Below are 24,716 nucleotides of genomic sequence, written 5' to 3'. Positions count from 1 at the left end.
AGCATACTTCTATTTTTAGATTTTTATATTTTTTCAGTTTTTTCAACCTTTAAAATAAATATACACACCTAATCCAACGATTAAAACGACAGCTAGTATAATATAAATCATCGTCAGCCGTTTAATATTCCCTTTTGTCGCCTTACTATAATTCGCATCACCATTCCGTCCAATTAACACCGTCGCCACTACAGTAATCACTACAAGTAATACAACGATCATGATCCAAGTTAGCATCTCTTCCTCCCCCTCCTTACAACCATTTTACAATATTATCCTCTTTATTTCGCAGTATATTTCCTCTTTTTACTATTATTATGAAAAGAATTGGAAAACTATTATTACTATACATTTCCACATGTGATATATTTATAACATAACGTGAATTATTTCTAACATTGTAAGGAGGACCTACCATGAAAACAACTTGGATAAAATATTTAGGATTTCTTGGTTTCTTCGGTTTCCTCGGCTTTTTTTACGAAAAAGGATTGTTTACTATGTTTTGTTTTTTCTCCTTTTTCACAACGTATAGAACAGTTCAACACGATGAACTGTTTGAACAAATCCTCAATAAATCGTGTCGCAATGCCTTTATCATTACATTACTAACTACCGCTATCATTATGTTTATTGAAATGTTATTTCCAAACCCTACACTACAAGAGATTGATATCGCTCTTATTTTCAGCACACTCATTCTTACATTCGGTTTCTCTATGTTCTTTTACGATAAACCTGTTGACGAAATGGAAGATGCACCATGGCGTTCGTAACGAAAATAAAAGAATATCGTGCCAAATTGAACATGACACAAGAAGATTTAGCGAAAAGTGTTGGTGTACGCCGTGAAACAATTAGCCATCTTGAAAAAGGAAAATATAACCCTTCCTTACAGCTTGCTCACGACATTGCGAAGGCACTTCATAGTACGATTGATGAGATTTTTATTTTTGAGGATTAATAAAGTGAAACTTTAATCAGTGGGGGTTTTCTTCCCCCCCACTGATTATTAGTTGAACCAATCGGACTTTTATGGGCAGTTGATCCCTCACCTAACTTCTTTGCTTTCGCTGCATTTTGAGGTGGGGGTCTTACTGCCCATTAAAGTGGGATAAAAAATACCGGCATTCTTTTCACAAAGAATACCGGTATTATTCATTTATACAACTATCACCCATACAAAACAGCATGAAATACGCCTAATAGTACGTATTGATCCTCTATATAATCCTCATCGTATACATTCATCTCGATGTAATACATATCTCCCTCAAGACGAATATTCCAATCTGCGATTACATAGCCTTTTCGTAATAATTTTCCGAGCCCGAGTGAAGTTTTGTGAACAACATATTCTTCTCTCTTATACGTAAAGGTAAATAAGAAATTTGCATCTAATAACTTTCCGTCACATACAAGTATTTCATGCTCTGCATTATTATTATCGATGTACGTTACTAAAATCTTTCTTTGGCGCTGCCTACTTACATCCTTTGCAATGACACGAATATTATCCTTACTATCCTTTATTTCATAAATGATATTACTACCGACTTTCGGAATATAGTCCAGCACTTTCATCAACGTATTTTTATAATAGCCCCGTACTGCGCCTACTCCTTCGCTTTCATTATAAACCTCTATCGACGTCGTATCCGCTTTACTATCACACGGTCGTTTGTAAGAAAGCTGCATCATTCGCTCTCCTCTTAAGTACTGATCAAACGTCACAGGATATTGTATCGCGCGCAGTTCCTTATTTAGCTCATATAAATAAAGTTGAACACTCTCCACTAATGTTGCAGTAGAGATACATTCCTGCAGTTCAAATTGTTGCCAACTGGAAGAAATTCTCCACTGATCGTCCTCTTCATAGGAGAAACCAAGAATTATCTCATCACGGTCAGGTGTTTCATAATTCAACTGTTCGTTCTGCCCGTGTTGAACTTGTTCCATCCACTGTCCTAAATAAATACCCAGCTCTGCAACCTTCATGCACGACTTCTGAAAAAGTACCCTGTCACTCGCACGAATTGTTACATCCCCTTCAATAAAGCCATTTGCATAAGCAGCATACCGTGGCTCATCCTTCTGCGGAATACTCTTGTCTAACTCAAATAAAAACGTTAACATTCTTTACTCACCTCTAGTTATTACACCGATCGTACCTATAAATTGAACGCAACTCAAATTATATCAACGATTTTTCCAATATATCTATCGTAACTTAAATTATATCGACGATTATGTTGATATATCGACTTATCGAAAAATATCAACATAATTAAAATGAAGCTACCTTTTCTTTCGCCACTTCCACAATTTCTAAAATTTGTAGCAGGTTCTCCACTTCATAAGTCGGCTTAACATCTGTCGTATTTTCTTTCAAACTCGGATTATACCAACACATATCAATGCCGTAGTCTTCTCCGCCTTTCATATCAGAAGTAAGCGAATCTCCAACCATTAGTACACTTGATTTATCCGTAATCTCCAATTTTTCAAATGCATAATCAAAAATCTCTCCCGCTGGTTTTTGATGACCAACCTCTTCTGAAATAATAATATGATCAAAGAAGTTACTTAAAGGTGAATTTCCGATTCTAGATTGTTGCACCTTTGTATATCCATTCGTAATGATACCTAGCTTGCAATCTTGTAGATTCTCACATAATTGCACTGCACCTTCTATAAGGTGTACTTCTTTCCCTAAGTTTTCAAGATATACGTCACTAAATTGCTGCGCATCTACTTCTATATTATGAAGTGCAAATAATTGTCTAAATCGATCTACCGCTAATTCACTTAGCGTAATCATTTTATTTTCTAAATCTCTCCATAGTCCATTACTAATCTTTTTATAACTTGCAAGATAATCATCATACCCTGTAGGCATACCAAACTGTACAAACGCGTTATGTAATGCGTTTCTTTCCGTTTCAGGAAAATCTAATAATGTATCATCTACGTCGAATAATATAACTTTATATTTCATCATGCTCTCCTCAACTAGTACGTTATTTACAACTTGTATTTTCTCATTAATTATCTCTTAAGTCGAACTTTTTCCCTTTACGAATAGTAGCTGTACAGAGATCTTAAAGTTGTTTAAGGTACATGAGTCATGTTATTCAATAATAACTAATTGTGAAAACACTATTAATTTGAGATAATTTGGATAATGAATCCAATTTTTTAAAAGGGAACACAGGAAATATATTACTATAGTTACCATAGAAGGGGGCGGAAAAATATAGTAAATTCATGGGAAAGACCTAAAATAAAAATTCCGAAAACAAAAAGTGAATGGGTTGGAGATATTATTGGATATTCATTGTTCTTTGGATCAATCATTTTTTTGATTATCATTTGGGGAAGATTACCTGAGGAAGTACCCGCACATTATAACGCATATGGGACTGTAGATCGTTGGGGATCAAAGTGGGAACTTTTACTTCTACCAGGAATAGGGGCATTCATACTCCTTCTCATGCAGACTTTAGAAAAGTTTCCAGAAGTTCATAACTATCCAAAAAGATTTAATGAATCGAATGCTAAACAGTTTTATTTAAATAGCAGAAAAATGCTTAATCAATTAAAAAATGTCTGTTTACTTATTTTTGCTTTCATCCAATTTGAAACAATTTCAATAGCTCTAGATTGGAGCGGCGGTTTTGGAAAATTATTTTTACCGATATTATTAATTGGGACAGCTATTCCAATTGTGATAGGAATAATAAAGCAACGAAAAATTTCATAATAGAAACAGGAGGCTAATCCAATTAGCCTCCCTTCTTCTTATTTCTCTTCTAGAAATAACTCTTTCATTTCCTCTAACGACTCTTTCGTAAAGCCGAGTGCCTTTTCAGCATACGCTTCAACTGAACCGTATTGCTTTTTCACTTCATCAATCGCAGCTTGTAAATATTCAGCGCGCGCTTCAAACATTGCACCTAATATTGCTCTACTTTCATCGTTTTGTAATTTTGCACCTAAAAAGGCCATCATTTTTTCATTTAACTTTTCACGGAAACCGTTACTTAGTAAGTAGTCTTCCATTACTGTTTTTTCTGGTACACCTAGTAAAAGTAATAATAATGCTGATCCAAATCCAGTACGGTCTTTTCCAGCTGTACAATGGTTTACTAACGGTAAGTTTTCCGGATTTTGCGCTAGTTTTAAGAAGCTCACGAATGCTTCATTACCACTTACGAAATCTTGATTCATTTTCACAAGATACTCACCTGGTTTTCCTAACATAGAAAGGTCACCAACTTGGAAAAATTCATTTATATTTAAATCTTTCGCCAAGTCCTGCATAACGGGTAAGCACACTTGACGAGCGCCTGTAATCTCAGGGTTTGGCTTATGCTTCACTTCAAAGTCTGTACGGTAATCGCAAATTAACTTTAAACCAGACTTTTGTAAATACGCAATATCCCACTCTGTTAGTCCTGCTAATTCTTCAGAACGGTACAACTTGCCCCATTTTACTTTACGGCCTTCAAGCGTTTCATATCCGCCCATATCACGGAAATTAAACGCGCCTTGTAATGGCAATCTACGCTCAGCTACTGTCACTGCTTGTCCATTACTTCCTACTATTCTAAAATATGGACGCTCATTGTCGCTCGGGTTTTCAATTGAATATGATGATTCTCCATTTACCGTTGCAAGTAATTCTCCATTTTCTTCAATATGATCTGGCGAAGTACTCCAGTAAATGCGAACTTCCTCTATATTATTTTCCCACTTTATTTGTAACGTATTATCTTCATTTCTTTCTACAGTTGCTTGTAACCAATGTCTTTGCTGCTCCATTCTTTCACCAACGCTTTCTCTTATAGTCAAATCTTATTCTATCATATCTTTCGAGAGGACTCCCACCTCTAAACGTAAGTGAAGGTGGTGAGGTGAATCGAAAGAAATATTTTATTTTCAAGAAAAACAGAAACATACGTTCTTTTTTTGCTATAATATCCTTAACAAGGAGGTGAATAAAATGGCAAAAGAAAATCCATCAAACTATAAAACTCTTCAAATCTGGATTAAAAAAGGGCATCGTATGTATTCTTATTTTCAAGAATATTGTCATAACGCTAAGAACATGTACAACACCACAAACTTTTATATACGCCAGGTGTACACTGGATTAACACAAGAAAAAGAGTTGCAGCCTTTGCAAAAAGAAGTTCTGGCTAATATTCATAAAAATATTGGTAAGATGAATGACACACAACTTCTTGCCTATCAGAAGAAATTGGAAAAAGAGAAATTAAAACCTAAAGAAGAACAGAAAGAGATTACATGTAATTTGTTTTCAGAACCTAATTTTGAAAAACCTTATGTAGATTACAACTTTCTAGATGCACTATTTAAGGCTATGATTCAAAATGATTATCGAGCTTTGCCTACGCAATGTAGCCAGTCAATCATGAAAGGTGTGTTCCAAAATTGGAAATCTTTTTTTGCTAGTTTAAAAGACTATAAAAAGAATCCAAACAAATATGCTGGAATGCCTAGGATTCCAAAGTATATTCGTTCTTCTGAAAAAGAGATTCTGTATACAAACCAAGATTGCATCATTAAAAACAGTAGATTTTTAAAGTTTCCAAAGACGAAATTGCAATTAAATATTGGGAAACTAGGTTTCACTGAAGGTAAACTGAAACAAGTTCGTGTGATTCCAAAATACAATGAATATGTAGTGGAATTGGTAATTGATGTTCCTTCTGAACAACAAATGATTGAAGAGAATGCACGTTATATGAGTATTGATTTAGGTATTGATAACCTTGCAACCATCGTAACAAACACAGGTATGAAACCTGTCCTTGTTAAGGGCAAACATGTCAAAAGCATAAATCAATATTACAACAAAATGAAGAGTCATTTTACAAGCGTTCTTAGAAATGGAAAACAAACTAATGAAAGACCTTTTACTTCTAAAAGGATAGAAAAACTTCATCAAAAACGTTATTTGAAAATAAAAGACGTCTTCCATAAAGTTAGTCACCATATCGTAAAACTAGCTCAAGAAGAAGAAGTTTGTAAAATCGTTATTGGTCAAAACAAAAATTGGAAACAAGAAACGAATATGGGAAAAAGAAATAACCAATCGTTTTGTCATATCCCACATAGTTTATTGATTCAAATGATTACATACAAAGCAAATGCTGTAGGCATTCAAGTTGTTGTAACTGAAGAATCATATACATCGAAAGCAAGTTTTCTGGATAACGACTTCATTCCAACGTATGGAGAAAATGACCAAAATACAACTTTTTCAGGAAAACGAATAAAGCGCGGCATATATCGTTCAGCAAATAAAACTTTAATTAATGCAGATGTAAATGCTGCGGCTAACATTTTACGAAAAGTAATCCCAAATGCATGGACAAATGGGATAGAGGGGTTAGGCGTGAAACAGCTCGCTAATGTGTTAACTCCCCTGACGTTAATCGTCCGTTAGGTCGAAACGTTAGAAACCCCCACTTCAAGCTTCGCTAAGTGGGGGAGTGTTCATTGTATTATAGGAATATCTACTTTGTCGTTCTCATTTTTCTTTTTATCTTACAAACAGGCAAAAAGTTCTTTTACTTGTTCAAAATTTACACATGGATTCCCTCGAAATACGTATGCGATTTGTTCATTACCGAGATTTTCATATACAACTGTTCCGCGATCAGGGTGCGAATAAAACTCTAACCCGTTTATAATTTGTTTTGGGCCATAGTTCATTATCCATGAAGAAACAGGATAATACGCTTTGTTTTTATGTCCACAAACCCAAAGTGCATATAGTTTATTATCTTCGTCCCAGTATACATACTGCGTTTCATCATTTCCAAAACCGACCGATTCAAGTTTCCAACTTAGCTTTTTATGAATTGATAACTTTACATAGCGTATGTTATCTGGATCATTCCACTCACGACATCTTCCTATCTCGCCCATTTCACCTCTCTTCGCTTGAAAGCTTAATAAGTGAAATGGTGTATGTAATATCGTTTTCGCAAACTCTGTATGTACCGGTTGTAATCCGAATAGAAACCTTTCCATTTCGCCTTGGTTTACATATCCATGATCAACAGAAATTTCAACTTGTGTTTTCCATGTAGATGTGACGTAACTTTCTTTTCCTTTATAATTTACACCTTTCCAATACACAAGCTTTTTATATTGAAAACAATCCCCTTTTGCTTGAGAAATACAGGTATCTGGAAATACTGGCTCCATTATATCGAGAAAAAACTCTTTTACCCGAAACATTCCAGTTGGAGTAACAACTTGAAACCAAAAAGTTTCCCACTTTTCACCTTCATAACGTTCTGAAACCTTTTCAACTTTCCAACCTTCTAACAATACATGTGGATACAGTAAAACGAATGAATGCATGGATTGTTTTAACATATATAGTCCCCTCCCGCTATATGAGTTCGAGAGTATACATCATTCATCCTTCTAAAACTTCCTCACATACCGCTCAGTACAACTTAGCAGCTGACATCCGTTCTTTTCAAAAACATCCTTCATCCACTCATTTTGTACATTTGCCTCACCGATATAATAAGAGGCACCTATTTCCTTTAAGACAAACATTGCCCCTGTAAAGAATGCTGCTTCATACCCTTTATTTCGCATATTTGGAGCGACTGCGAAATACATGAGTTTTCCTTCTTCTAACGTACCTCTCTCAATATGCGGGATTACAATTCCGATCGGCTCTTCATTAATACTCGCGGTTAAACAATGTTCTTTCCACTGCTCCCCGATTTCTTGTAGCATCATATTTACAAATTGATCGTAAGTGACTTGTTCTTCCGTCATTTCACTCCAAAGAGAATAAAAAGTATCTTCTCCTACTTCTTCAATCAGCTTAAAATCAATTTCACTTTCTACATCTTCTACTTCATATATATCCTTACATACAATCCTGTTTTCAGTAACATATTCAAATGAATGCGTTTCGAAACATTTCTTATACACATCATAATTTGGACTTTTTGAAGAGATCTCAAATTGTAAGTTTTCTATTCCCTCTTTTTCAGCCTCAGTAACGCAATATTGCATTATTTCTTCTAATTGCGCTTCTGTAAAAGGCTCTGCATTATTTTCTTTTATCATGATAGAAGAAGCATTTCTTCTTATTTTAAAGTTTTTTTCAAACTGTTCTATAGTCGTCATATTCTTCCCTCATCTATGTCATAATCGAATTTCTACTTGTTCTCCTTGCATGAGCAGGATTGTCCTTGAATATATAGAATACTAGAAAAGATCGCATCTTTAAAGTGCGGAGGAGGTTCTCCATTGGATATTACAGCGCTGCAACAACAGTTAGAGCTTATACAACAAAATGACTATACGCAACTGCAACATATAGATATAGATGAGTTAACGCTCAATATGCTTCAGTTTATCGGAACGACTGATAGTTACGTTCGTTACCAACTTATCTATAAATGTTTTGCTCATTTTATTCATCATGAATTCCTTATGGATGATCAATTGAAATTGCTTTTACATACTTGTTTACGTGATGAGTATTTATATTGTGACATTTACTCCCCACATACAGATGGGGTTTTCACACGTTCTTACACTGTTTCGCTACTTGCGTTAATACTCCAATTCGCTAATTCGCACTACTTTTTTACAGAGGAGGATATCGAAGAAATAAAAAACAAACTCATTACATACACAAACTTAGAAACAGATTTTCGAGGCTATATCGAAAATAAAGGATGGGCTCATTGCCTTGCCCACGTATCTGATGCCTTTACTGAAATTGTTCACAATTCTTATACGACCTTTGAATGGTATGAAGAATTAATTCATTGCTTATTAAATAAAATCTTCATTCCATCTGACCTTTTTCATAATAACGAAGATGAACGAATTGTTACGCCATTACTAGCAATGCTGTATCATGACTTTCCGCAAGACGAGTTAATTTCTATTATTCATAAAAAAATAAAAAGGCTTCCCCAAATTAGAAAACGCCTTTCACTTAATGAGTATTGTATTTTATGTGCCAACATTAAAACCTTTTTACGCACTTTATTTTTCAGAACGAAAGATGATCATAACTTAGCCTTTACAGCACGTAAAACAGAAAGAATGTTAAAAGAACTTCCTAATTACTATTAAAAACAAGGAGTCAAAACATGGGTTATATTGAAGACATGAGAAATTTAGTAGGAAATCATCCACTTATTTTAATAGGTTCGCACGCCATTATAGTAAATGAAAAAGGTGAAGTATTACTGCAGCTCCGCACAGACTTTAACCGCTGGGGCATTATTGGCGGCGCATTAGAATATAACGAAACATTAGAAGACGCTTTAAAGCGAGAAGTATATGAAGAAACTGGACTTATTATTAAAAATCCAGAACTATTCCGTACATACTCTGGACCAGATTACTTTCAAATCTATCCAAACGGCGATCAAGTACACGGTGTACTCGTTGTTTATATTTGCCGCGAATTCCACGGTGAGCTTGTATGCGATCATACGGAATCGAAAGAACTACGCTTCTTTCCACTTGATGAGTTACCTAGTAACCTTCCTCCTGTTATTGAAAGAATTATTCAGGAGTTTCAGCAATCCAATTTATACGTGAAATAGAATGGCTCTTCCTTTCATTTTATATAGCAATATAAAGACCTCATTTCTCGTCATGATAACGCGAAATGAGGTTTTTATCGTTTGCCGTAAATAAAACGTTAGATCGTTATCTCAATCTGATTTCCTTCAGGATCACTTACTACACTTTCATAGTAACCATCCCCTGTAGTACGCGGGCCGTTTAACACAGGGTATCCCGCTTCTCTTAATGTATTAGTTAATTCGTTCACTTTTTCTTTACTACCTACAGAAAAAGCAATATGCGCATATCCTATTGTTTGCGTTTGTACTTTCTCGTCTATCCCTACCTGTCTCATAAGTTCTAGACGCGCACCACCTTCAAAAGTTATGAAATAAGATTCAAACTGCTTTTTCTGATTGTGATATAAGCTATTTTCTTCACCATTAAAGTACTGTTTATAGAAATCACGCATTCCTTCTAAATCATTCACCCAAATTGCTACATGTTCAATTTTCATAATCGCCATCTTTTCTTTTATGTTATTCAACTGACAATTGGATGCTTCATTGCCAGCACATTTAATTTTCTTTATTTGTTTTCGTAATCATAAGATCCAGTCCAAGGCTTTTTAACCCATACAAATAATCTTCTTTCCAATTACTCACTGTTATTTTCGGAATATGTTCCGCCGGAATGTACTGCGGACAACTTTTTACAATTTGATCTATTACAAATTGGTTCACTTCATCATCACAGAAGATGAATCCATGAGGGTTAATAATAGCGATACATGTAGCTATTAAACGGGTAATAGCATCTATATTATATTTCTCTGGATTATTGGAATTTTTAACTTCGTCTTCACTTCTCAAAGCTTGCAAGAAATTTTTATTATCGTACTGCGGGACGAAAGATATCTCTCCTGAGAAAAATGTACTTCCGCGTACGACATCTCCATTTACCATAATCCCCGCACCTGGGCCATTTTGACCTGAATATAAATATACAAGAGAGGAATTGTCGTTATTTCCAGTTCCTTTATAATAACCGAGCACTGCGGCATTCATATCGTTTTCTATTACTACAGGTATAGAAAACAGATCCTCCAAATGACTTTTCAAATTAAAATTTTGGAACTTTTCATAACCAGGTATATAAAAAATTCGGCCATTATCAACCGAACCGGGCACACCAATTGATATAGAGCTTATTTTCGGGAATGTAGCTATAAGACTTTCAATATGTTTAGATAATAGATTCACGCCAGTGTCAACTAATACACTTGAAGTACTTCCTTGCTCTTTTACTTCCCCTAAACAGTTAAAAATTGTATAGTTTGTCTCATTTTTTTCTAAAAATATCGCTAAACCTAACATATATTCCGGATTATAAGCATATCGTTTCGCTCTTCTTCCACCACTTGAATCATCTAGACCGACTAAAGTGACTTCACCGTCTTGTTTCATATTTTCTATAAATTTACTTATCGTTGGAAAACTAATTTCTAATGTATTACTAAGTTCAACTTTCGTTGCACTACCTCGCTCTAGAAGAGCTGTACGAATGCCGCGAAGAATCGTCTCTTTAATCGATTTTTGAGTAACAAATTGTTCACTCAAATCGCTCACCACCTTAATCAACATACTTATTAAACACTTTTAATAAGTTGCGTTGACAATATATCATACATCATTTTCTAAAGCAATAGAGATGATATATTTCTACTAGCGGCACTCCGTATTTAACTCGATGTATTCTCTCTCGTAACAGACGATACAATTCCAGACAAGATAACAAATAATAAAACAGCTAGCAAGGCATTACCTATTCCGAACGCTTCTCCAAGTATGCCTAAAAATGGTGGACCGACTAAAAACGCTATATAATCGATGATAGAAACTGCAGCAAACCCAACACTTGGCAAAGTAAATAAGAGGAATAGAGCGTTTCGAGAGGCAAGTAATGTCTTTATACGATTGTTCATACTATCTTTAACGCCTTCCACATTGTCTATACGATAAGACACCTGTTTATTCATGTACCCGTAAAAAACGATTTCTATAAGTCTATCGTTTTAATAACTTTGGCTGGGTTACCACCAACAACTACATTATTAGGTACATCTTTTGTCACAACTGCCCCTGAAGCAATTACAGCGTTGTCTCCAATTGAAATACCAGGGTTAATTATAGCTCCCCCGCCAACCCAAACATTGTTACCAATCTTTACAGGCTTTCCATATTCTTTACCAGAATTCCGTTCCACCGGATGTAAAGGATGAGTGGCCGTATAAATATGGACACCAGGTGCAAACATACAATTATCACCGATTCGAACTTCACAAACGTCTAAAATAACACAATTAAAATTTGCGAAAAAGCTCTTTCCAACATGGATATTGTAGCCGTAATCACAACGAAAATCAGGGTTAATGTGGGTTTTCCCATCAGCTGAAGAACCTAAAAGCTGATTTAATAACGTAAAACGTTGTTCATCTCCTGTCTCCATCGCCTCGTTATAAAGGCGTGTTAAACGTTTTGCCTCCACCCTATCAGCCACTAATTCTTCATCATCCGCAATATACATTTCTCCTGCCAACATCTTTTCCTTCTCCGTTTTCATACAATCATCTCCTTTTTATTATATGGGGTCCACTTATTAAACGACTTTAATAAGTGGTTTTAATTATACTTATTAAACGCGTTTAATAAGTAACCCTATATTAGCATACTTTTTCATATATGCAACTAATAAGTTTGAAAAAGAAATGCGAACTCCTTACTTCACCTAATGATATTACTTGGTGGCATTTAACTAATATCACGCACTATACTTTGTTTTTCATTAAAACCGTTGAGACTCAAATTCTCTCCTTTAGGGGCTATACTATACATTTATTAATGAGCACACCAATATGCAAATCAATTGTTAATAAAAAAGAGCTAAAACAGATAATACTGTTTTAGCTCTTTTTTTCACGTATTCAACTTAACAAATCGATAACCGTGCGTAACCAACACTTTTAATATCGCATATCCTGGGATCGCTAAAATAATCCCCATAATTCCAAATAAATTTCCGGCAGTTAAAATAATAAAAATGATAGTAATTGGGTGAATATCTAGCTTTTTCCCCATGACCTGCGGAGAAATAAATTTACCTTCTGCTAATTGCACAACCATCATAACAATAATTACCTTTAAAACCATCCCTGGCGAGTCAATAAACGCGATAATTAATGCTGGTGTAATTGCAATGATTGGTCCTACGTATGGAACGATATTTACAATCATCGCTAAAATAGCGAGTAATACTGCATATTTAATACCAATAATAAGGTAACCGATTAATAGCATAATACCGATAAACAAGCTAACGATAATTTGACCTCTAATATACGAGCTAATCGCATAATGCATATCATCTAGTATTCTCATCGCTGCTGGGTGTCTTTGTTCTGAAATAAACTTTAAGAAGTGATTCGGTAATTGCTCACCATCTTTTAAAAGATAGAACAATATAAACGGAACCATTACAAACGTTAAAACGACCTCTGTAACAGTACTTAAAAATCCAGTTACATTTCCTGTTACTGATGATAACGACTTCGTAAAATCAACTGTGTAGTCTTTTACCATACTCGCTACATCAATATTTAAATTCTCCTGAATTTTGCTTAGTAAATTACTTTCCCCAAATCTACGTGCTGCTCGTTCAATTTCATGACCGAAATACGGTAAGTTATCTATCAACGCATCGATTTGATCTTTAATAATTGGGATTACTGTTACAACTAAAAATACAAATAATCCTAGTACTATTATATATATAGAAGCTATTGATACGATTCTTGAAACACCTTTCTTTTCTAAAAGCGAAACGAATGGATGCAATATATAAAATAGCACGCCCGCTAATAATACTGGGAAGAAAATTGTTTTTAAAAAGACGATAAACGGTGTAAAAACAAATGATATTTTTGTTAGTAATAAAATATTAATGAACAATAGTGCAAACCCAAGTAACACCGCTAAATAATTGTGTTCTCTAAAAAACCTTTTCAGCTTATCTCTTTTTCTTATATTTATTTTTTCCAACGAAACCACCTCTTCGAATGATGAAAAGCCCTTAGTCAGGGCTTTTCATCATAATCTATATATCTATTTCTTTGCAGCTTTCACTACAAATGATACAATAAGAATTAAAACGATTGCTCCTAATAATGCTGGCACAACATGAATCCCACCAAAAGATGGCCCAAAAGATCCAAATAATCTACTGCCTAACGAAGCACCTAATAAACCTGCGATAATATTGCCGAACATACCACCTGGGAAATTTTTACCTGTTATAGAACTAGCAATTGCACCTATAATAGCACCAACTATTAATGTGATAATCCATCCCATTTTTAGTCCTCCATTTCTATTATGGTGTATTTCTTTTTGATACTAAATTATTATGTAACTATTATAATTATTATATCCAATAAAGAAAAATGTTGTCAAATCTATGAAAATAAAGTCTACAAGGAGGTTTTACCCTATGATTCAAAAATTAATAACAATTTCTCACAACACGGCTACTTCTATTTTAAATATTCAAATACCCGCTTATGAAATCGAGGCAAAATATATAAATAGTACAGCTATCCCTCGCCTTTATGATACTGTAGCCGATATTCAATCATGTGATGAAATTTTCTACGGCTATTTTTATGAAGATACACTTGCTGGGTTTATTTCTTTTAAAATGGATGAAGAGGAAGTTGATATTCATCGTTTAGTCGTATCCCCTGATCATTTTCATAAAGGAATTGCTACAAAACTACTACTTTATGTATTTGACATGTTCTCCCCTTCCAAAACATATATTGTACAAACAGGGAAAGAAAATACACCTGCTCTGTCTTTATATAAAAAACATGGCTTTATTGAAGTAAAGGATATCATATTACCCGATGGAGTGGTTTTAACCTCACTTAAAAAATCAGAAAACAACAAATAGTTTGACTCATCAATTTATTTATGTTATCTTTTACTTTATAAAACCTTTTGCTGAGTCCGAAATTTGGAGCGGGGGAACCATTTTTGTAGCTTTGCTACTTGGGGCGAATCTTTTTTAAGTAGGGAAACTCTCACTTCCCGAGTCCGACAGCTAACCTCGTAAGCGTAATGGGAGAGGAAGGTGCTTTTTGCCTATGTTACACATTTTGCCTCCTTAATTATAAATGTGGGATCGATACCAAATAGTCACCTATATTTATAGAAAAGGAGAAATGTAAAATGTTACGTTTATCTGATCACGCTATAAAAATGATGGAGCAAAGACTTCGACTCGAACAACACCGCACATATCAAGCAAATAAAGTTGTAGATAACTTACATCACAAATACTTCTTTCAGCATATTTTTCAACCGAAAAGATAAAGAAATGGTTCATTTAACATCAAAAACACAAGGTGTGTCTAAAAAGACATTCCTTGTGTTTTTGATGTTTCTTATAAAATTCTTACTACATTTAAACTTGCTATAAGCAAATATATACATTCTTATAATCATACAAGATTTCAAAAGAAAAAATTAAATAACCTGAGTCCATATATAAATTTAGAACTCAGATTGCTTCGTTATGTTTTTTAATTATGGTTTACTTGATAGGAGTCACTGCAGTGTTAACTCTCCCCTCTACTTAGCAATAAACCGATTTACTTTAATTACGTTTTTCATTTCGATACGTGGTGTTACACCCTGAACCCAATCTAGGTCAAATCCCAGCCAATCTTCTTCTGAGCTTTTTAACCAATTAAAATCAAAAATATTGGACCATGAAGATATCATTTCTTCTTCAGAAAATCCGTCTTCTTCTAATTGATTATATTCTTCTTCTGTCTGAGTTAATAGCCACTTGTTTAAAACACAATGCCAAGAGTCAAAACATGACCAAAGAATATCCTCATCTGGTATGTCTAATGTAATGATAACACCTTTTTGACCTTTAGGTAGCATCCCTGGTCGGTTCTGATCTGGTCTTTTATGCCAAAGCCATACAGGATAAGTTGAACCATCATAATTAGGAAGCCTTTCTTTCATTTGCTCCATCATCCAAGCATACGAAGATTTAAATTCTGGCCAAACATATTTTTCATTACCGCTATAAAAACCGTCTTCTCGCATTTTTCTATATATATGAAGAGGTTTAACTGTGTGTACTATCAAACAAACACTTCCCATCTAACTATTAAGCTCTTATTATAATACACACAAAAAAACAACCCATCAAACAAGACGGGTTGACTATATAGATTTTACAATGGGCCCCTTTTATAGTATATTACTTTCTCGCCTTAATAATAAAAGTAGTTGGCACCATTCTAGCTTTATATAAAGAATAATATTTCGTAGAAGGTTCCGCTAATTCTTCAGCAAATGAGCTAGCTGGTTCAGGCTCTTCAATCCTCTCAATTGTAAAACCAACTCTATTTAACTCATTTATGTATGTACTCATTTTTCTTTTATATAACGTTGCTTGTACATTTTCCCCTTTAAATGTTTCAAACGTAATAGGAGTTTCCTCATGATAAGACGAGCTTAAAGCAATCTCCTCTGTTCCATACATTAAGTTTGAATATACGGGATGCTCCCAGCTAAAAATAAAACTTCCTCCTGGCTTTACATATGAATAAATTAGTTCCAACGTTTTTCTTAAGTTCGAAGTCCAACCTAATGCATAAATGGAATATACAATATCAAAATATTCTTTCGGAATATCTCCTTCTTCTTCCATCGCTCCGCATACTAACTTTGGATTCCAACACTTTAACGTTTCATTCGCTGTTTTAATTTGTTCACTTGAAAGATCAAGACCCCATACTTCCTCTGCCCCGTGCTCTGCCATATATTGTAACGAATGCCCACTTCCACACCCAATATCAAGAACCTTTTTATTTCTGATTGAATCGAACAAATGAATCTCATCTTCAGACGCTGTATACGGACCATATTTCGGTAAACAATCCACTTGAAAGAAATATGGTGCAACTGTATCCCAACACTTTTTATTTAAAGCTAACATCTGTGTACTTTTCATATCCTTCATTCCCCCATCCTATTTTCTTCCCCTAATATTAATTACACATCATAACCCGATCTCCCTTTTCTCTTCGCCCGGTAATTTTTCACTTTCGCAATCGTTCCGCACGCTCTTCCTCCTTCTTCTCCAGCATACATACCACACCATCTTTTGCTTCCATTTCGCGAATGATCATAAAATACCCACCGACAATCTGGACATGCTTTTAACCTTCCCCACAAATTTTCTTGAATTGACATTAACACAATGCTTAAAACTTTTGTATATACATTCTCTTCGTGCACAGGCCTATATGTAATACCTTTCATATCTTCCTTTACCTGTACATGAAATGGGTATTTCTCTAACCATTTTTGCAACGATCCTTCGCCTTCAATTGCCACCCGAATATCTTCTCGAAAACCTTTTAATTCCTCTATCGTATGAAAAGGGAGCTCTTCATGAAAATATTCTTTCATAAAGAGCTTTATATCTTCTTCTGTTTGCAGCAAATCAATTGGCTCTCTCGTATCGTTTGGTACTTTCCATGTATTTAAAAATTCCCGAATATATTCTAGTTCATTTGATGCGTTCTGATTCAATTCCATTCACCTTCTTCTTAAAATTTACTTTTTTCTGACTTTATGTATAATTATAATATAAAACAGTTAACCATCAAAATATTTTACTGGTTACAATATTAGGAGGAGTTTTATGAAAAGTTTCTCAATACCGATACGTTTCATGCTTATTTCTTCATTTTTTATGTCTTTTGGATATTTTGCAGTATACGCATTTTTAGCTATTTATCTATTAACCTTTCTCCATTTTTCAGCTGTTCAAGTAGGAACAGTGTTGACGGTTATGACAATCACATCAAGAGTTATCCCATTATTTTCAGGATTAATTGCTGACAAAATCGGCTATATCATTATGATGATAGCCGGATTATTTTTAAGAGGAATCGGATTTATCGCTTTAGGAATATGTTCTGATTTCTATACAATTTCTATTTCTTCTGCACTTATTGGCTTCGGAACTGCATTTTACGAACCTGCTGCTCGTGCCATATTCGGCTCACAACCAGCTCATATGAGAAAAAATTTATTTACACATTTAAACCTTAGTTTTAATTGCGGTGCAATAATCGGACCAATTGCAGGAGGGTTCTTACTTTTACTCGATCCAATCTATGCTTTCTCTCTAACAGGATCTCTTATGCTGTTATTCGCTTTTATCTTTTACTTACTTAAAAATCACTTCCAAGTCACTACTGAAAACACGTCTATTACATTAGGAATACAGGCCATCTTACAAAACAAGTCTTTCCTTCTGTTTTCATTTATCATGATTTCCTTCTATATTATGTTTACTCAGCTTACTGTCGCACTTCCACTTCATATGAAAAACATTAGTAATAGCAACCAACTCGCTACATTAGTTATTACGATAAATGCAATAACAGGCGTCATATTTATGGTATTATTCCGAAAACTTTTTCACAAATACAACACACTTTCGATTATTAAATATGGTGTTTTATTAATGAGTATTTCCTTTTTACTCATTCCTTTATTTCAACACCCATATTGGCTATTTATTTGTGTAATTTTATTTACAATCGGTGAAACACTCGTATTACCTAACGCTGATATCGCTATTTCAAATTACAGTAATGAATCATATACAGCTACTTACTTCGGATTTTATCAACTATCACTCGCATTTGGTTTTATCATCGGCAATTATACCGGTACATCTTTTACATCCAACTTAAACGGAATGTATACACCATGGCTTATTTTTGGCGGAATAGGGCTTATTGGTTTTATTTCACTACATATTTTAAATATTAAAAAAGGAGACTCTAAAGAGGATGGATATATACCTATGTAATACAAGCGACCTATAATGAAAAAGATTCGACCGTCATATGTGACAGTCGAATTTTTTTATTCTTCATATTCAAGATGATTATGTCTTTTACAACCAAATAAATAGCAAGCCCCTATATAATCCGTTTCAAATTCTAACTCTGGAACATATCCAGATTTGATACGTTCTATCATTTTTTTATAACAATTATTCTCTTCTGTATATTCCTCAATTAACTCTTTCTTATCGTTTTCCGTCCAGTTTTCTTCTACTTCTTCATTCTGGACATCTTCTATTTCTGCTGTCTTCGCTTCGATAGATTCCCGTATAACTTCATTTATACGGGAGAAATTATTAGCTTTATATAGAGCATACACAAACCTACTAATCCAGTTAGGACTTTTCCAAACTTCTTTGTATCCCTTTTCGAACCATTCAATTGCTTCGTTATAGCAATTCAACTCAACATATAAATCTGCTATATTAACTTCTCCTAAAAAATCATCAGATTTCCTGTTAAAAGCATCTAACTTCTCTTTCGCTTCTGTCGTTCGCTCTAAATCAATTAAACATTTTACATAGCAATACATGATATAGTCCGAATCCCCTGCAACTCGCAAGAAAAATTTCGAAGCTTCTTCCAGCTCTCCAAGGTTATAATGCGCTACAGCTACATTGTGATATGCTTCATCGGATGGTTGAATCGAAATAGACTTTTGTAATACTTCTTTCGCTTCTGTCCACTTTTCTTGTTTTATGTAAATGTCCCCTAAAATGTTATAAGGGAAGTATGAGGAAGGATTCAACTTAACAACTTCTTTTATTAATTCCAGAGCTTTATCGTCATTTTCTTCCTCGTAAAAGTACATCCAAGCAAGATTATTGAGCGATTGTACGTCTCTAGATTCATGTACTGCTTGTTGAAACAGTTCCATTGCTTCCTCATATTCATTTTGTTCAAACAGTTCAATTGCCTTCTCGTTAATGTTCAAGTAACTACCTCCGAAGTGAATGAATTCCTCTATTCCCTATCATTATTGTAAAATGTAAAAATTGTAATTTCTACAAAAATTTCTTTCTCTTGTCTACATTTCGATTGAAATAGAAGCTAAAACACACGAATGTACAACAATAAATAAATTTCTTAATTTCCCTTAGATTTGATATACAGCCTGTTTCAATTTACATATTATGGTACAATTAAATGGAGTGCTAACTAAACATTTGCGTACCTCACTAGCAGTCTAGCAATGCCAAAAATCACTTGAAATCGAGGGATGTTATGAAAAAGAAATTAGCTTTTCTTCTATTCACCGGAATCACATTATCCGGATGTTCAACTATAGCAGAAAATTCTTTAGAAACCGGGAAAGGCAGTATGGAATTATTAACACCAACGATTACAACAAAAGATAATGAATTAGAAATTAAGACTGAAGGTATTGATGAAAATAAAGTAACTTTTATTTATGTTGCCAATAAAAAAGTATTGGCACAAAAAATAAAGAATGGTGAATCCTACAAAGTTAACATTAAAGATATCGAGCACGCTCATAGGACAGATTACAAACCAAAAGTCCAACTTTTGCAAACGAAAGATGATACTCAAGATGGAGACATGGTAACCTTTAAACAAGTTAGATATACAGTTAAAAAAAATTAATTTTATAGGTATTTCATTATAAATGTAACGAACGAAAATTCACTTTTAACAGAGGGTAAATGTAAGGGGTGCTAGCATGAAAAGAAGATGGATTTATTGGTGGATTGGTAACATATTTTGGATTATAACGTTCGGGATATTGACAGCTATCATTTGGCTAAGAGAGGTTGATGGGACCGGTGTTACTCAAACACTTGAGCTGAAATTAATTGCCTTTATCGTTTTATTAATTGCATTTATATTACCACTAATTATTCAATTTGTATGGTTAATTGTTAATCTGAGAAAGAGTAGAAAAAAATAATCCATAAAAAAGAGAGGAATCTATTTTAATGTAGATTCCTCTCTTTTTTATATAGGGATTATGACATGCTTTTACAGCTGCACTACTCCCTTTTCCTTACGATGCATGTTCATCTTTCTTCTTCATTAACGCTCTTTTCTTCATCGCCTTCGTTAAATATCCACCTTTAAATGAACGGATTTCATAAGAAGACATAAAGGCTTTCGGTGCAATTTCATTAATAATTTCTAACAGTTCTTTTTCTCTAGAACGCTTTGCAACGATATCTAAGCGATAACGTATAGAATTAATACCTTCGCCTTCAAACACTGTAACGCCAAATCCAGAGTGACGCAATTCATCTACTAATTCATTACAACGGTCTAGTAAACTAACTTGATACGTAATATAACCAATTGCTAATTTATTCTCTATATAACCGCCTAATAATAGTCCCGCACTAAAGCCAATGACATAGGCAACGATGTTCATCCAATTTGATAAATCTTGAAACACAATACCTAAACTGACAATGTAAATAGCTCCTTCTAACAATCCAACACCAGCAGCGGATCTTGTTTGGTTCTTTACAAGCAAAATCGTACGGATTGTCAAAATTGGAACGTAAATAATTTGAAGCACAAAAATAAGTAACGCTTGTAACATTGGTATCCACCTCTTTCAAAAAGTCATTTGTCATAATAACATACATAACCTTTAGAAATCGATGGGTTTTTAAATTTTTTTACATTATTTTTCATACTATTGAAAAACGCAAAAAAGAAGCGTATTATATTTGTCGTAAATTTAATTCCTTTCATTAACTCGCTTAAACTCAAAAAAGGAACCCCATTAGGTCCCTTTCATCATAGCTCTATGTTTTTTGAAGCATGTTCCCTTTGCTTCTCTTCTTCTTTCACTAACTGCATATTTGCATAAGCTAAATTCGCAATCATTAAAAAGTGACCACCTAAAATGCCTGTACCAAATGCCCACATTTCCATTTCATGCTCAATTTCATACATGATGATAGCTCCTAAAATGGCAGCTGCAAATCGGTTTAAAACCCCTAATCCTGGAGCCTTTTCCTTCATTACGATACTTTTCCCTAGTTTCTCCACTCTACGAGCTAATAACCAAAGACAATATGCACTTACAGCTAATCCGATACCAAATCCTGTTACTTGTTTTCCAAACGGAGTAATCGTCCACATAAGTAGTAAACCACTAAAGATCACATACAATTGTAATCGATATACACGTAAGGCTGCTTGAATCAAAATATCCGCTCCTAATTTTGCATTTTTGTATTTCAGAAGAAAAGCAGCAACTTACACAGTTGCTGCTTTCTCTTCTTCTTGTTCTTGCTCCATCTTACGAATTTCAACACGTTTAATTTGGTAAGCATCTTTTTCTAGCACTTTAAATGCATAGCCTTCCGCTTCAACGTATTGTCCTTCTTCAATTTCATGATTTTGCATCATAATCCAGCCACCGATTGTATCCACATCGTCTTCTTCAATGTGTAATCCAAACAAATCTTTTACTTCTGAGATAAGCACTTTTCCATCAACGATTTTATGGTGCTCATTCACATGCTGAATTGGTGGTGCTTCATCTTCATCATATTCGTCACGGATTTCGCCGACGATTTCCTCCAAGATGTCTTCAAGCGTTACAATCCCTGCTGTTCCTCCGTACTCATCATATAAAACAGCCATCGGAATTCGCTTCTTCTGCATTTGAAGTAATAAATCGTGAATTGGAGTCGTTTCCATCACTTCAATAATCGGACGCATATACGTGCGAATCGATGATAAATCTTCTTTATCGTTGTTCATATATCGAATAAAGAAATCTTTTACATTGACCATACCGATAATATCATCTTTATCTTCTCCAAAAATCGGATAACGTGTGTATCGTTCATTTTGGATTACTTTCATGTGTTCTTCTACTGAATCTTCCAGGTAGAAACCAATGATTTCTGTTCGCGGTACCATAATCTCTTTTGCAATACGATTATCAAATTCAAAAATGTTATTTACATACTTGTATTCAGCCTGATTAATTTCGCCACTTTCATAGCTATCTGAAAGGATAAGGCGTAATTCTTCCTCTGTATGAGCTACTTCATGTTCTGAAGCTGGTTTCAAACCGAATAAGCCAGTTACAACACGAGCTGAACCGTTTAATACCCAAATAAATGGATACATGACTTTATAGAACATCATTAACGGGCCTGCCAATAACAACGTTACTTGTTCAGCCTTTTGAATTGCCATCGTTTTCGGAGCTAATTCCCCTACTACAACGTGTAAATACGTCATTAGCATAAAAGCAAGACCAAATGTTAATACTGATGAGATAGAAGGATTTATGTTCCATTTCTCAAATAACGGGTGTAATAACTTTTCAATTGTCGGTTCACCTAACCAACCTAATCCCATAGCTGTAACTGTAATACCTAATTGACAAGCAGATAAATATTCATCTAAATTTGTTGTTACCTTTTTCGCTGCTAAAGCACCGCGTTTCCCTTCCCCAACAAGCTGATCAATACGACTTGAACGTACCTTTACAATCGCAAACTCTGCTGCTACGAAAAATCCAGTAAATGCGATTAAAATCGCAACCATGACTAAATTAAATATTTCCAATGAATCCCCTTAGTTTAAAAAACTAAGGTGTCCACCTCCTGTATACTATAATGTTTTCTTATTTGTTTATTAGAAAACATAGCCCGATACAAAAATTAAAGAGGTCGGATTTCACTTTTTCTATAATAATAGAGCAAGTGTCTGTATTAAAGCTGTCGTTTGACCAGATAAAGATTTCGATATTTTTTCACGTTGTGAATCAGTCAATCCATCTAAAAGCGGCTTTAACTCCGTTAACTCTGCTTCTAATCGATGAATATGGTCTGTCACTTCATTCACTTGTTTCGAAACGTGTTCATTGATACCGAGCAGCTTCTTCTTCTCCTCGATTTTCTCTTTAATCTCACAAAGCGGCATATGCATTTCTTTGCACTTCTCAATAAATTGTAATGTCTCAAATGCTGTTTCATCGTAATAACGATAATTAGATTGAGATCGCTCCGCTTTTAAGATTCCTAGATTCGTATAATAATCAATCGTTCGTTTCGACACGTGAGCCATGAGAGCCAACTGTCCGATTCGATACACCTTCCCAACGATCTTCCCCCCTTGTTTATATTACTACCATCATACAATACATAAACTGTACAGTCAAACGTGACGGTTTATTATTCATAATTTATACAAAATTTATCGTCTTATCTTTTATGATCAAATCTATTAATTTAACTATATAATAAAATACTCAAATTCAAAAAACCAAAACGAACAAAATATAACTATGAAATTGCCCGTTCCTTTCTAATTTAAGTACATATCATAATAACATCGATATCAAATTCTTTTTAATTAGGAGGAAAAAATGAAAGCTGTTATTCTTGCAGGTGGATACGGAACAAGGATTGGGGAAGAAACGCATTTAAAACCAAAACCTATGATTGAAATTGGAACAAAACCTATTCTATGGCACATTATGAGTTTGTATAGCCATTATGGGATTACTGAGTTTATTATTTGCTTAGGCTATAAAGGATATGCAATTAAAGAATTCTTTCTAAATTACAACTTACACATGTCCGATTTCACAATACATTTAAGCGATAATACAATTACTAGCCATTCTCATCGTGTAGAACCGTGGAAAGTTACACTAATCGATACTGGTGTAAATACCGAAACCGGTGGACGAGTAAAAAAGATTCAAAATTATGTTGGAGACGAACCTTTCTGCCTCACTTACGGCGATGGATTAAGCAATGTAAATATAAACGAACTCATTGCATTTCATAAAAAACACGGCAAAATGGCAACTGTTACAGCCGTACAACCTCCTGGTAGATTTGGTTCTCTCGTATTAGATAAACAGTCTGTAACATCCTTTCAAGAGAAGCCATTAGGTGATGGTGGATGGGTTAACGGTGGCTTTTTCATTTTAAATCCTGATGTTTTCAATTACATTAGTGGAGATAAGTCTGTTTTTGAAACAGACACTTTAGTTCAGTTAGTAAACAAAAATGAACTAGCAGCATATCAACATACTGGCTTTTGGCATCCAATGGATACATTGCGCGATAAAAATAAATTAGTCGAGCTATGGGAAAGTAATAACGCTCCGTGGAAGGTTTGGTAA

The 24,716-nt window shown here is 34.3% G+C and carries 33 protein-coding genes and 1 riboswitch; of the genes, 13 read left to right on the top strand and 20 right to left on the bottom strand.

Annotation, left to right across the window (positions count from 1 at the left end; genetic code table 11):
- Positions 1–42: 42 nt before the first annotated feature.
- Positions 43–237, bottom strand: a complete 195-nt coding sequence (locus tag ACUN28_RS12675) for a hypothetical protein (RefSeq protein ID WP_000958865.1) — start codon at positions 235–237, stop codon at positions 43–45.
- A 179-nt stretch (positions 238–416) separates the two neighbouring features.
- Here ACUN28_RS12675 and ACUN28_RS12670 point away from each other — a divergent pair, with 179 nt between their 5' ends.
- Both ACUN28_RS12670 and ACUN28_RS12665 read left to right on the top strand, forming a co-directional pair.
- Positions 417–776 (top strand): DUF3796 domain-containing protein, encoded by a 360-nt coding sequence (locus ACUN28_RS12670; RefSeq protein ID WP_016087033.1) that lies wholly within the window; start codon positions 417–419, stop codon positions 774–776.
- Positions 764–964: a helix-turn-helix transcriptional regulator gene (locus ACUN28_RS12665; protein ID WP_000896301.1), complete on the top strand. Its 201-nt coding sequence runs from the start codon at positions 764–766 to the stop codon at positions 962–964. Before ACUN28_RS12670 ends, ACUN28_RS12665 begins: the two co-directional genes overlap by 13 nt.
- Before the next feature lie 209 nt (positions 965–1,173).
- Here ACUN28_RS12665 and ACUN28_RS12660 read toward each other — a convergent pair whose 3' ends face one another.
- Both ACUN28_RS12660 and ACUN28_RS12655 read right to left on the bottom strand, forming a co-directional pair.
- Positions 1,174–2,136, bottom strand: coding sequence for a tubby C-terminal domain-like protein (locus tag ACUN28_RS12660; protein WP_016087032.1), 963 nt, complete (start codon positions 2,134–2,136; stop codon positions 1,174–1,176).
- Between the two features lie 151 nt (positions 2,137–2,287).
- Positions 2,288–2,998, bottom strand: coding sequence for a YjjG family noncanonical pyrimidine nucleotidase (locus tag ACUN28_RS12655; protein ID WP_016087031.1), 711 nt, complete (start codon positions 2,996–2,998; stop codon positions 2,288–2,290).
- Positions 2,999–3,337: 339 nt separating this feature from the next.
- On the opposite strand from ACUN28_RS12655, the gene ACUN28_RS12650 reads away from it, so the two are divergent.
- A complete protein-coding gene (locus ACUN28_RS12650) occupies positions 3,338–3,763 on the top strand; it encodes a DUF1648 domain-containing protein (RefSeq protein WP_016136784.1) in 426 nt (141 codons plus the stop codon).
- A 38-nt stretch (positions 3,764–3,801) separates the two neighbouring features.
- Here ACUN28_RS12650 and ACUN28_RS12645 read toward each other — a convergent pair whose 3' ends face one another.
- Positions 3,802–4,824 (bottom strand): tyrosine-protein phosphatase, encoded by a 1,023-nt coding sequence (locus tag ACUN28_RS12645; RefSeq protein WP_016087029.1) that lies wholly within the window; start codon positions 4,822–4,824, stop codon positions 3,802–3,804.
- Between the two features lie 181 nt (positions 4,825–5,005).
- On the opposite strand from ACUN28_RS12645, the gene ACUN28_RS12640 reads away from it, so the two are divergent.
- Entirely contained in the window at positions 5,006–6,475 is a 1,470-nt protein-coding gene (locus ACUN28_RS12640; protein WP_016087028.1) for an RNA-guided endonuclease InsQ/TnpB family protein, read from the top strand.
- A gap of 101 nt (positions 6,476–6,576) precedes the next feature.
- Here the strand turns inward: ACUN28_RS12640 and ACUN28_RS12635 are convergent, their stop codons facing one another.
- Together ACUN28_RS12635 and ACUN28_RS12630 are read right to left on the bottom strand one after the other, a co-directional pair.
- The gene (locus ACUN28_RS12635; protein WP_016087027.1) at positions 6,577–7,416 is read right to left on the bottom strand and encodes a hypothetical protein; all 840 of its coding nucleotides are present in this window, start codon (positions 7,414–7,416) and stop codon (positions 6,577–6,579) included.
- 51 nt (positions 7,417–7,467) lie between these two features.
- Positions 7,468–8,190 (bottom strand): GNAT family N-acetyltransferase, encoded by a 723-nt coding sequence (locus tag ACUN28_RS12630; protein WP_016087026.1) that lies wholly within the window; start codon positions 8,188–8,190, stop codon positions 7,468–7,470.
- 123 nt (positions 8,191–8,313) lie between these two features.
- Here ACUN28_RS12630 and ACUN28_RS12625 point away from each other — a divergent pair, with 123 nt between their 5' ends.
- Positions 8,314–9,153: a DUF2785 domain-containing protein gene (locus tag ACUN28_RS12625; RefSeq protein ID WP_016087025.1), complete on the top strand. Its 840-nt coding sequence runs from the start codon at positions 8,314–8,316 to the stop codon at positions 9,151–9,153.
- A 17-nt stretch (positions 9,154–9,170) separates the two neighbouring features.
- A complete protein-coding gene (locus ACUN28_RS12620) occupies positions 9,171–9,632 on the top strand; it encodes an NUDIX hydrolase (protein ID WP_016087024.1) in 462 nt (153 codons plus the stop codon).
- A gap of 98 nt (positions 9,633–9,730) precedes the next feature.
- Here the strand turns inward: ACUN28_RS12620 and ACUN28_RS12615 are convergent, their stop codons facing one another.
- The 6 genes from ACUN28_RS12615 to ACUN28_RS12590 all read right to left on the bottom strand — a co-directional run bounded on the left by ACUN28_RS12615 (position 9,731) and on the right by ACUN28_RS12590 (position 14,003).
- A complete protein-coding gene (locus ACUN28_RS12615; protein ID WP_033659732.1) occupies positions 9,731–10,111 on the bottom strand; it encodes a VOC family protein in 381 nt (126 codons plus the stop codon).
- 61 nt (positions 10,112–10,172) lie between these two features.
- Entirely contained in the window at positions 10,173–11,213 is a 1,041-nt protein-coding gene (locus tag ACUN28_RS12610; RefSeq protein ID WP_016087022.1) for an ROK family transcriptional regulator, read from the bottom strand.
- 122 nt (positions 11,214–11,335) lie between these two features.
- A complete protein-coding gene (locus ACUN28_RS12605) occupies positions 11,336–11,578 on the bottom strand; it encodes a hypothetical protein (protein ID WP_223261030.1) in 243 nt (80 codons plus the stop codon).
- A 74-nt stretch (positions 11,579–11,652) separates the two neighbouring features.
- Positions 11,653–12,216 carry a maltose O-acetyltransferase gene (locus ACUN28_RS12600; protein WP_000845606.1) on the bottom strand — a complete coding sequence of 188 codons (564 nt, stop codon included), beginning with the start codon at positions 12,214–12,216 and terminating at the stop codon, positions 11,653–11,655.
- Between the two features lie 353 nt (positions 12,217–12,569).
- On the bottom strand, positions 12,570–13,691 hold the full coding sequence (locus ACUN28_RS12595) for an AI-2E family transporter (RefSeq protein WP_016087020.1): 1,122 nt from the start codon (positions 13,689–13,691) through the stop codon (positions 12,570–12,572).
- 63 nt (positions 13,692–13,754) lie between these two features.
- Entirely contained in the window at positions 13,755–14,003 is a 249-nt protein-coding gene (locus tag ACUN28_RS12590) for a GlsB/YeaQ/YmgE family stress response membrane protein (protein WP_016087019.1), read from the bottom strand.
- Positions 14,004–14,139: 136 nt separating this feature from the next.
- Here ACUN28_RS12590 and ACUN28_RS12585 point away from each other — a divergent pair, with 136 nt between their 5' ends.
- The 3 genes from ACUN28_RS12585 to ACUN28_RS12575 all read left to right on the top strand — a co-directional run bounded on the left by ACUN28_RS12585 (position 14,140) and on the right by ACUN28_RS12575 (position 15,236).
- Positions 14,140–14,601 (top strand): GNAT family N-acetyltransferase, encoded by a 462-nt coding sequence (locus ACUN28_RS12585; RefSeq protein ID WP_016087018.1) that lies wholly within the window; start codon positions 14,140–14,142, stop codon positions 14,599–14,601.
- 38 nt (positions 14,602–14,639) lie between these two features.
- A riboswitch (cyclic di-AMP (ydaO/yuaA leader) is annotated at positions 14,640–14,782 on the top strand.
- A 97-nt stretch (positions 14,783–14,879) separates the two neighbouring features.
- Positions 14,880–15,023 (top strand): hypothetical protein, encoded by a 144-nt coding sequence (locus ACUN28_RS12580; protein ID WP_000945246.1) that lies wholly within the window; start codon positions 14,880–14,882, stop codon positions 15,021–15,023.
- Positions 15,024–15,071: 48 nt separating this feature from the next.
- Positions 15,072–15,236 carry an IS3 family transposase gene (locus ACUN28_RS12575; RefSeq protein ID WP_116329305.1) on the top strand — a complete coding sequence of 55 codons (165 nt, stop codon included), beginning with the start codon at positions 15,072–15,074 and terminating at the stop codon, positions 15,234–15,236.
- Between the two features lie 45 nt (positions 15,237–15,281).
- Here the strand turns inward: ACUN28_RS12575 and ACUN28_RS12570 are convergent, their stop codons facing one another.
- The 3 genes from ACUN28_RS12570 to ACUN28_RS12560 all read right to left on the bottom strand — a co-directional run bounded on the left by ACUN28_RS12570 (position 15,282) and on the right by ACUN28_RS12560 (position 17,267).
- Positions 15,282–15,812, bottom strand: coding sequence for a DUF3841 domain-containing protein (locus ACUN28_RS12570; protein WP_048894620.1), 531 nt, complete (start codon positions 15,810–15,812; stop codon positions 15,282–15,284).
- A gap of 115 nt (positions 15,813–15,927) precedes the next feature.
- Complete coding sequence (locus ACUN28_RS12565; protein WP_016087016.1) at positions 15,928–16,683, bottom strand: class I SAM-dependent methyltransferase; 756 nt, start codon at positions 16,681–16,683, stop codon at positions 15,928–15,930.
- A gap of 41 nt (positions 16,684–16,724) precedes the next feature.
- Entirely contained in the window at positions 16,725–17,267 is a 543-nt protein-coding gene (locus ACUN28_RS12560; protein WP_016087015.1) for a CGNR zinc finger domain-containing protein, read from the bottom strand.
- A 112-nt stretch (positions 17,268–17,379) separates the two neighbouring features.
- Here ACUN28_RS12560 and ACUN28_RS12555 point away from each other — a divergent pair, with 112 nt between their 5' ends.
- Positions 17,380–18,561: an MDR family MFS transporter gene (locus tag ACUN28_RS12555; RefSeq protein WP_016087014.1), complete on the top strand. Its 1,182-nt coding sequence runs from the start codon at positions 17,380–17,382 to the stop codon at positions 18,559–18,561.
- A 56-nt stretch (positions 18,562–18,617) separates the two neighbouring features.
- Here ACUN28_RS12555 and ACUN28_RS12550 read toward each other — a convergent pair whose 3' ends face one another.
- Positions 18,618–19,532, bottom strand: coding sequence for a tetratricopeptide repeat protein (locus ACUN28_RS12550; RefSeq protein ID WP_016087013.1), 915 nt, complete (start codon positions 19,530–19,532; stop codon positions 18,618–18,620).
- Positions 19,533–19,804: 272 nt separating this feature from the next.
- Between ACUN28_RS12550 and ACUN28_RS12545 the strand changes: the two genes are divergently transcribed.
- Positions 19,805–20,203, top strand: coding sequence for a hypothetical protein (locus ACUN28_RS12545; protein WP_080117910.1), 399 nt, complete (start codon positions 19,805–19,807; stop codon positions 20,201–20,203).
- A gap of 76 nt (positions 20,204–20,279) precedes the next feature.
- Positions 20,280–20,507 (top strand): DUF3923 family protein, encoded by a 228-nt coding sequence (locus ACUN28_RS12540; protein ID WP_016087011.1) that lies wholly within the window; start codon positions 20,280–20,282, stop codon positions 20,505–20,507.
- A gap of 96 nt (positions 20,508–20,603) precedes the next feature.
- Here ACUN28_RS12540 and ACUN28_RS12535 read toward each other — a convergent pair whose 3' ends face one another.
- The 4 genes from ACUN28_RS12535 to ACUN28_RS12520 all read right to left on the bottom strand — a co-directional run bounded on the left by ACUN28_RS12535 (position 20,604) and on the right by ACUN28_RS12520 (position 23,674).
- Complete coding sequence (locus ACUN28_RS12535) at positions 20,604–21,152, bottom strand: DUF2179 domain-containing protein (protein WP_000938438.1); 549 nt, start codon at positions 21,150–21,152, stop codon at positions 20,604–20,606.
- 200 nt (positions 21,153–21,352) lie between these two features.
- Positions 21,353–21,766, bottom strand: a complete 414-nt coding sequence (locus ACUN28_RS12530) for an ATP synthase subunit I (RefSeq protein WP_000613585.1) — start codon at positions 21,764–21,766, stop codon at positions 21,353–21,355.
- 51 nt (positions 21,767–21,817) lie between these two features.
- Positions 21,818–23,146, bottom strand: coding sequence for a hemolysin family protein (locus ACUN28_RS12525; RefSeq protein WP_016087010.1), 1,329 nt, complete (start codon positions 23,144–23,146; stop codon positions 21,818–21,820).
- 120 nt (positions 23,147–23,266) lie between these two features.
- Entirely contained in the window at positions 23,267–23,674 is a 408-nt protein-coding gene (locus ACUN28_RS12520; protein ID WP_000285637.1) for a MerR family transcriptional regulator, read from the bottom strand.
- A 274-nt stretch (positions 23,675–23,948) separates the two neighbouring features.
- Here ACUN28_RS12520 and rfbF point away from each other — a divergent pair, with 274 nt between their 5' ends.
- The gene (gene rfbF, locus ACUN28_RS12515; RefSeq protein ID WP_016087009.1) at positions 23,949–24,716 is read left to right on the top strand and encodes a glucose-1-phosphate cytidylyltransferase; all 768 of its coding nucleotides are present in this window, start codon (positions 23,949–23,951) and stop codon (positions 24,714–24,716) included.

The sequence above is a fragment of the Bacillus sp. WC2507 genome (assembly GCF_052656125.1).
Note: the sequence above shows the minus strand (reverse complement) of the source record. Positions and strands in the feature narration are given on the sequence as shown.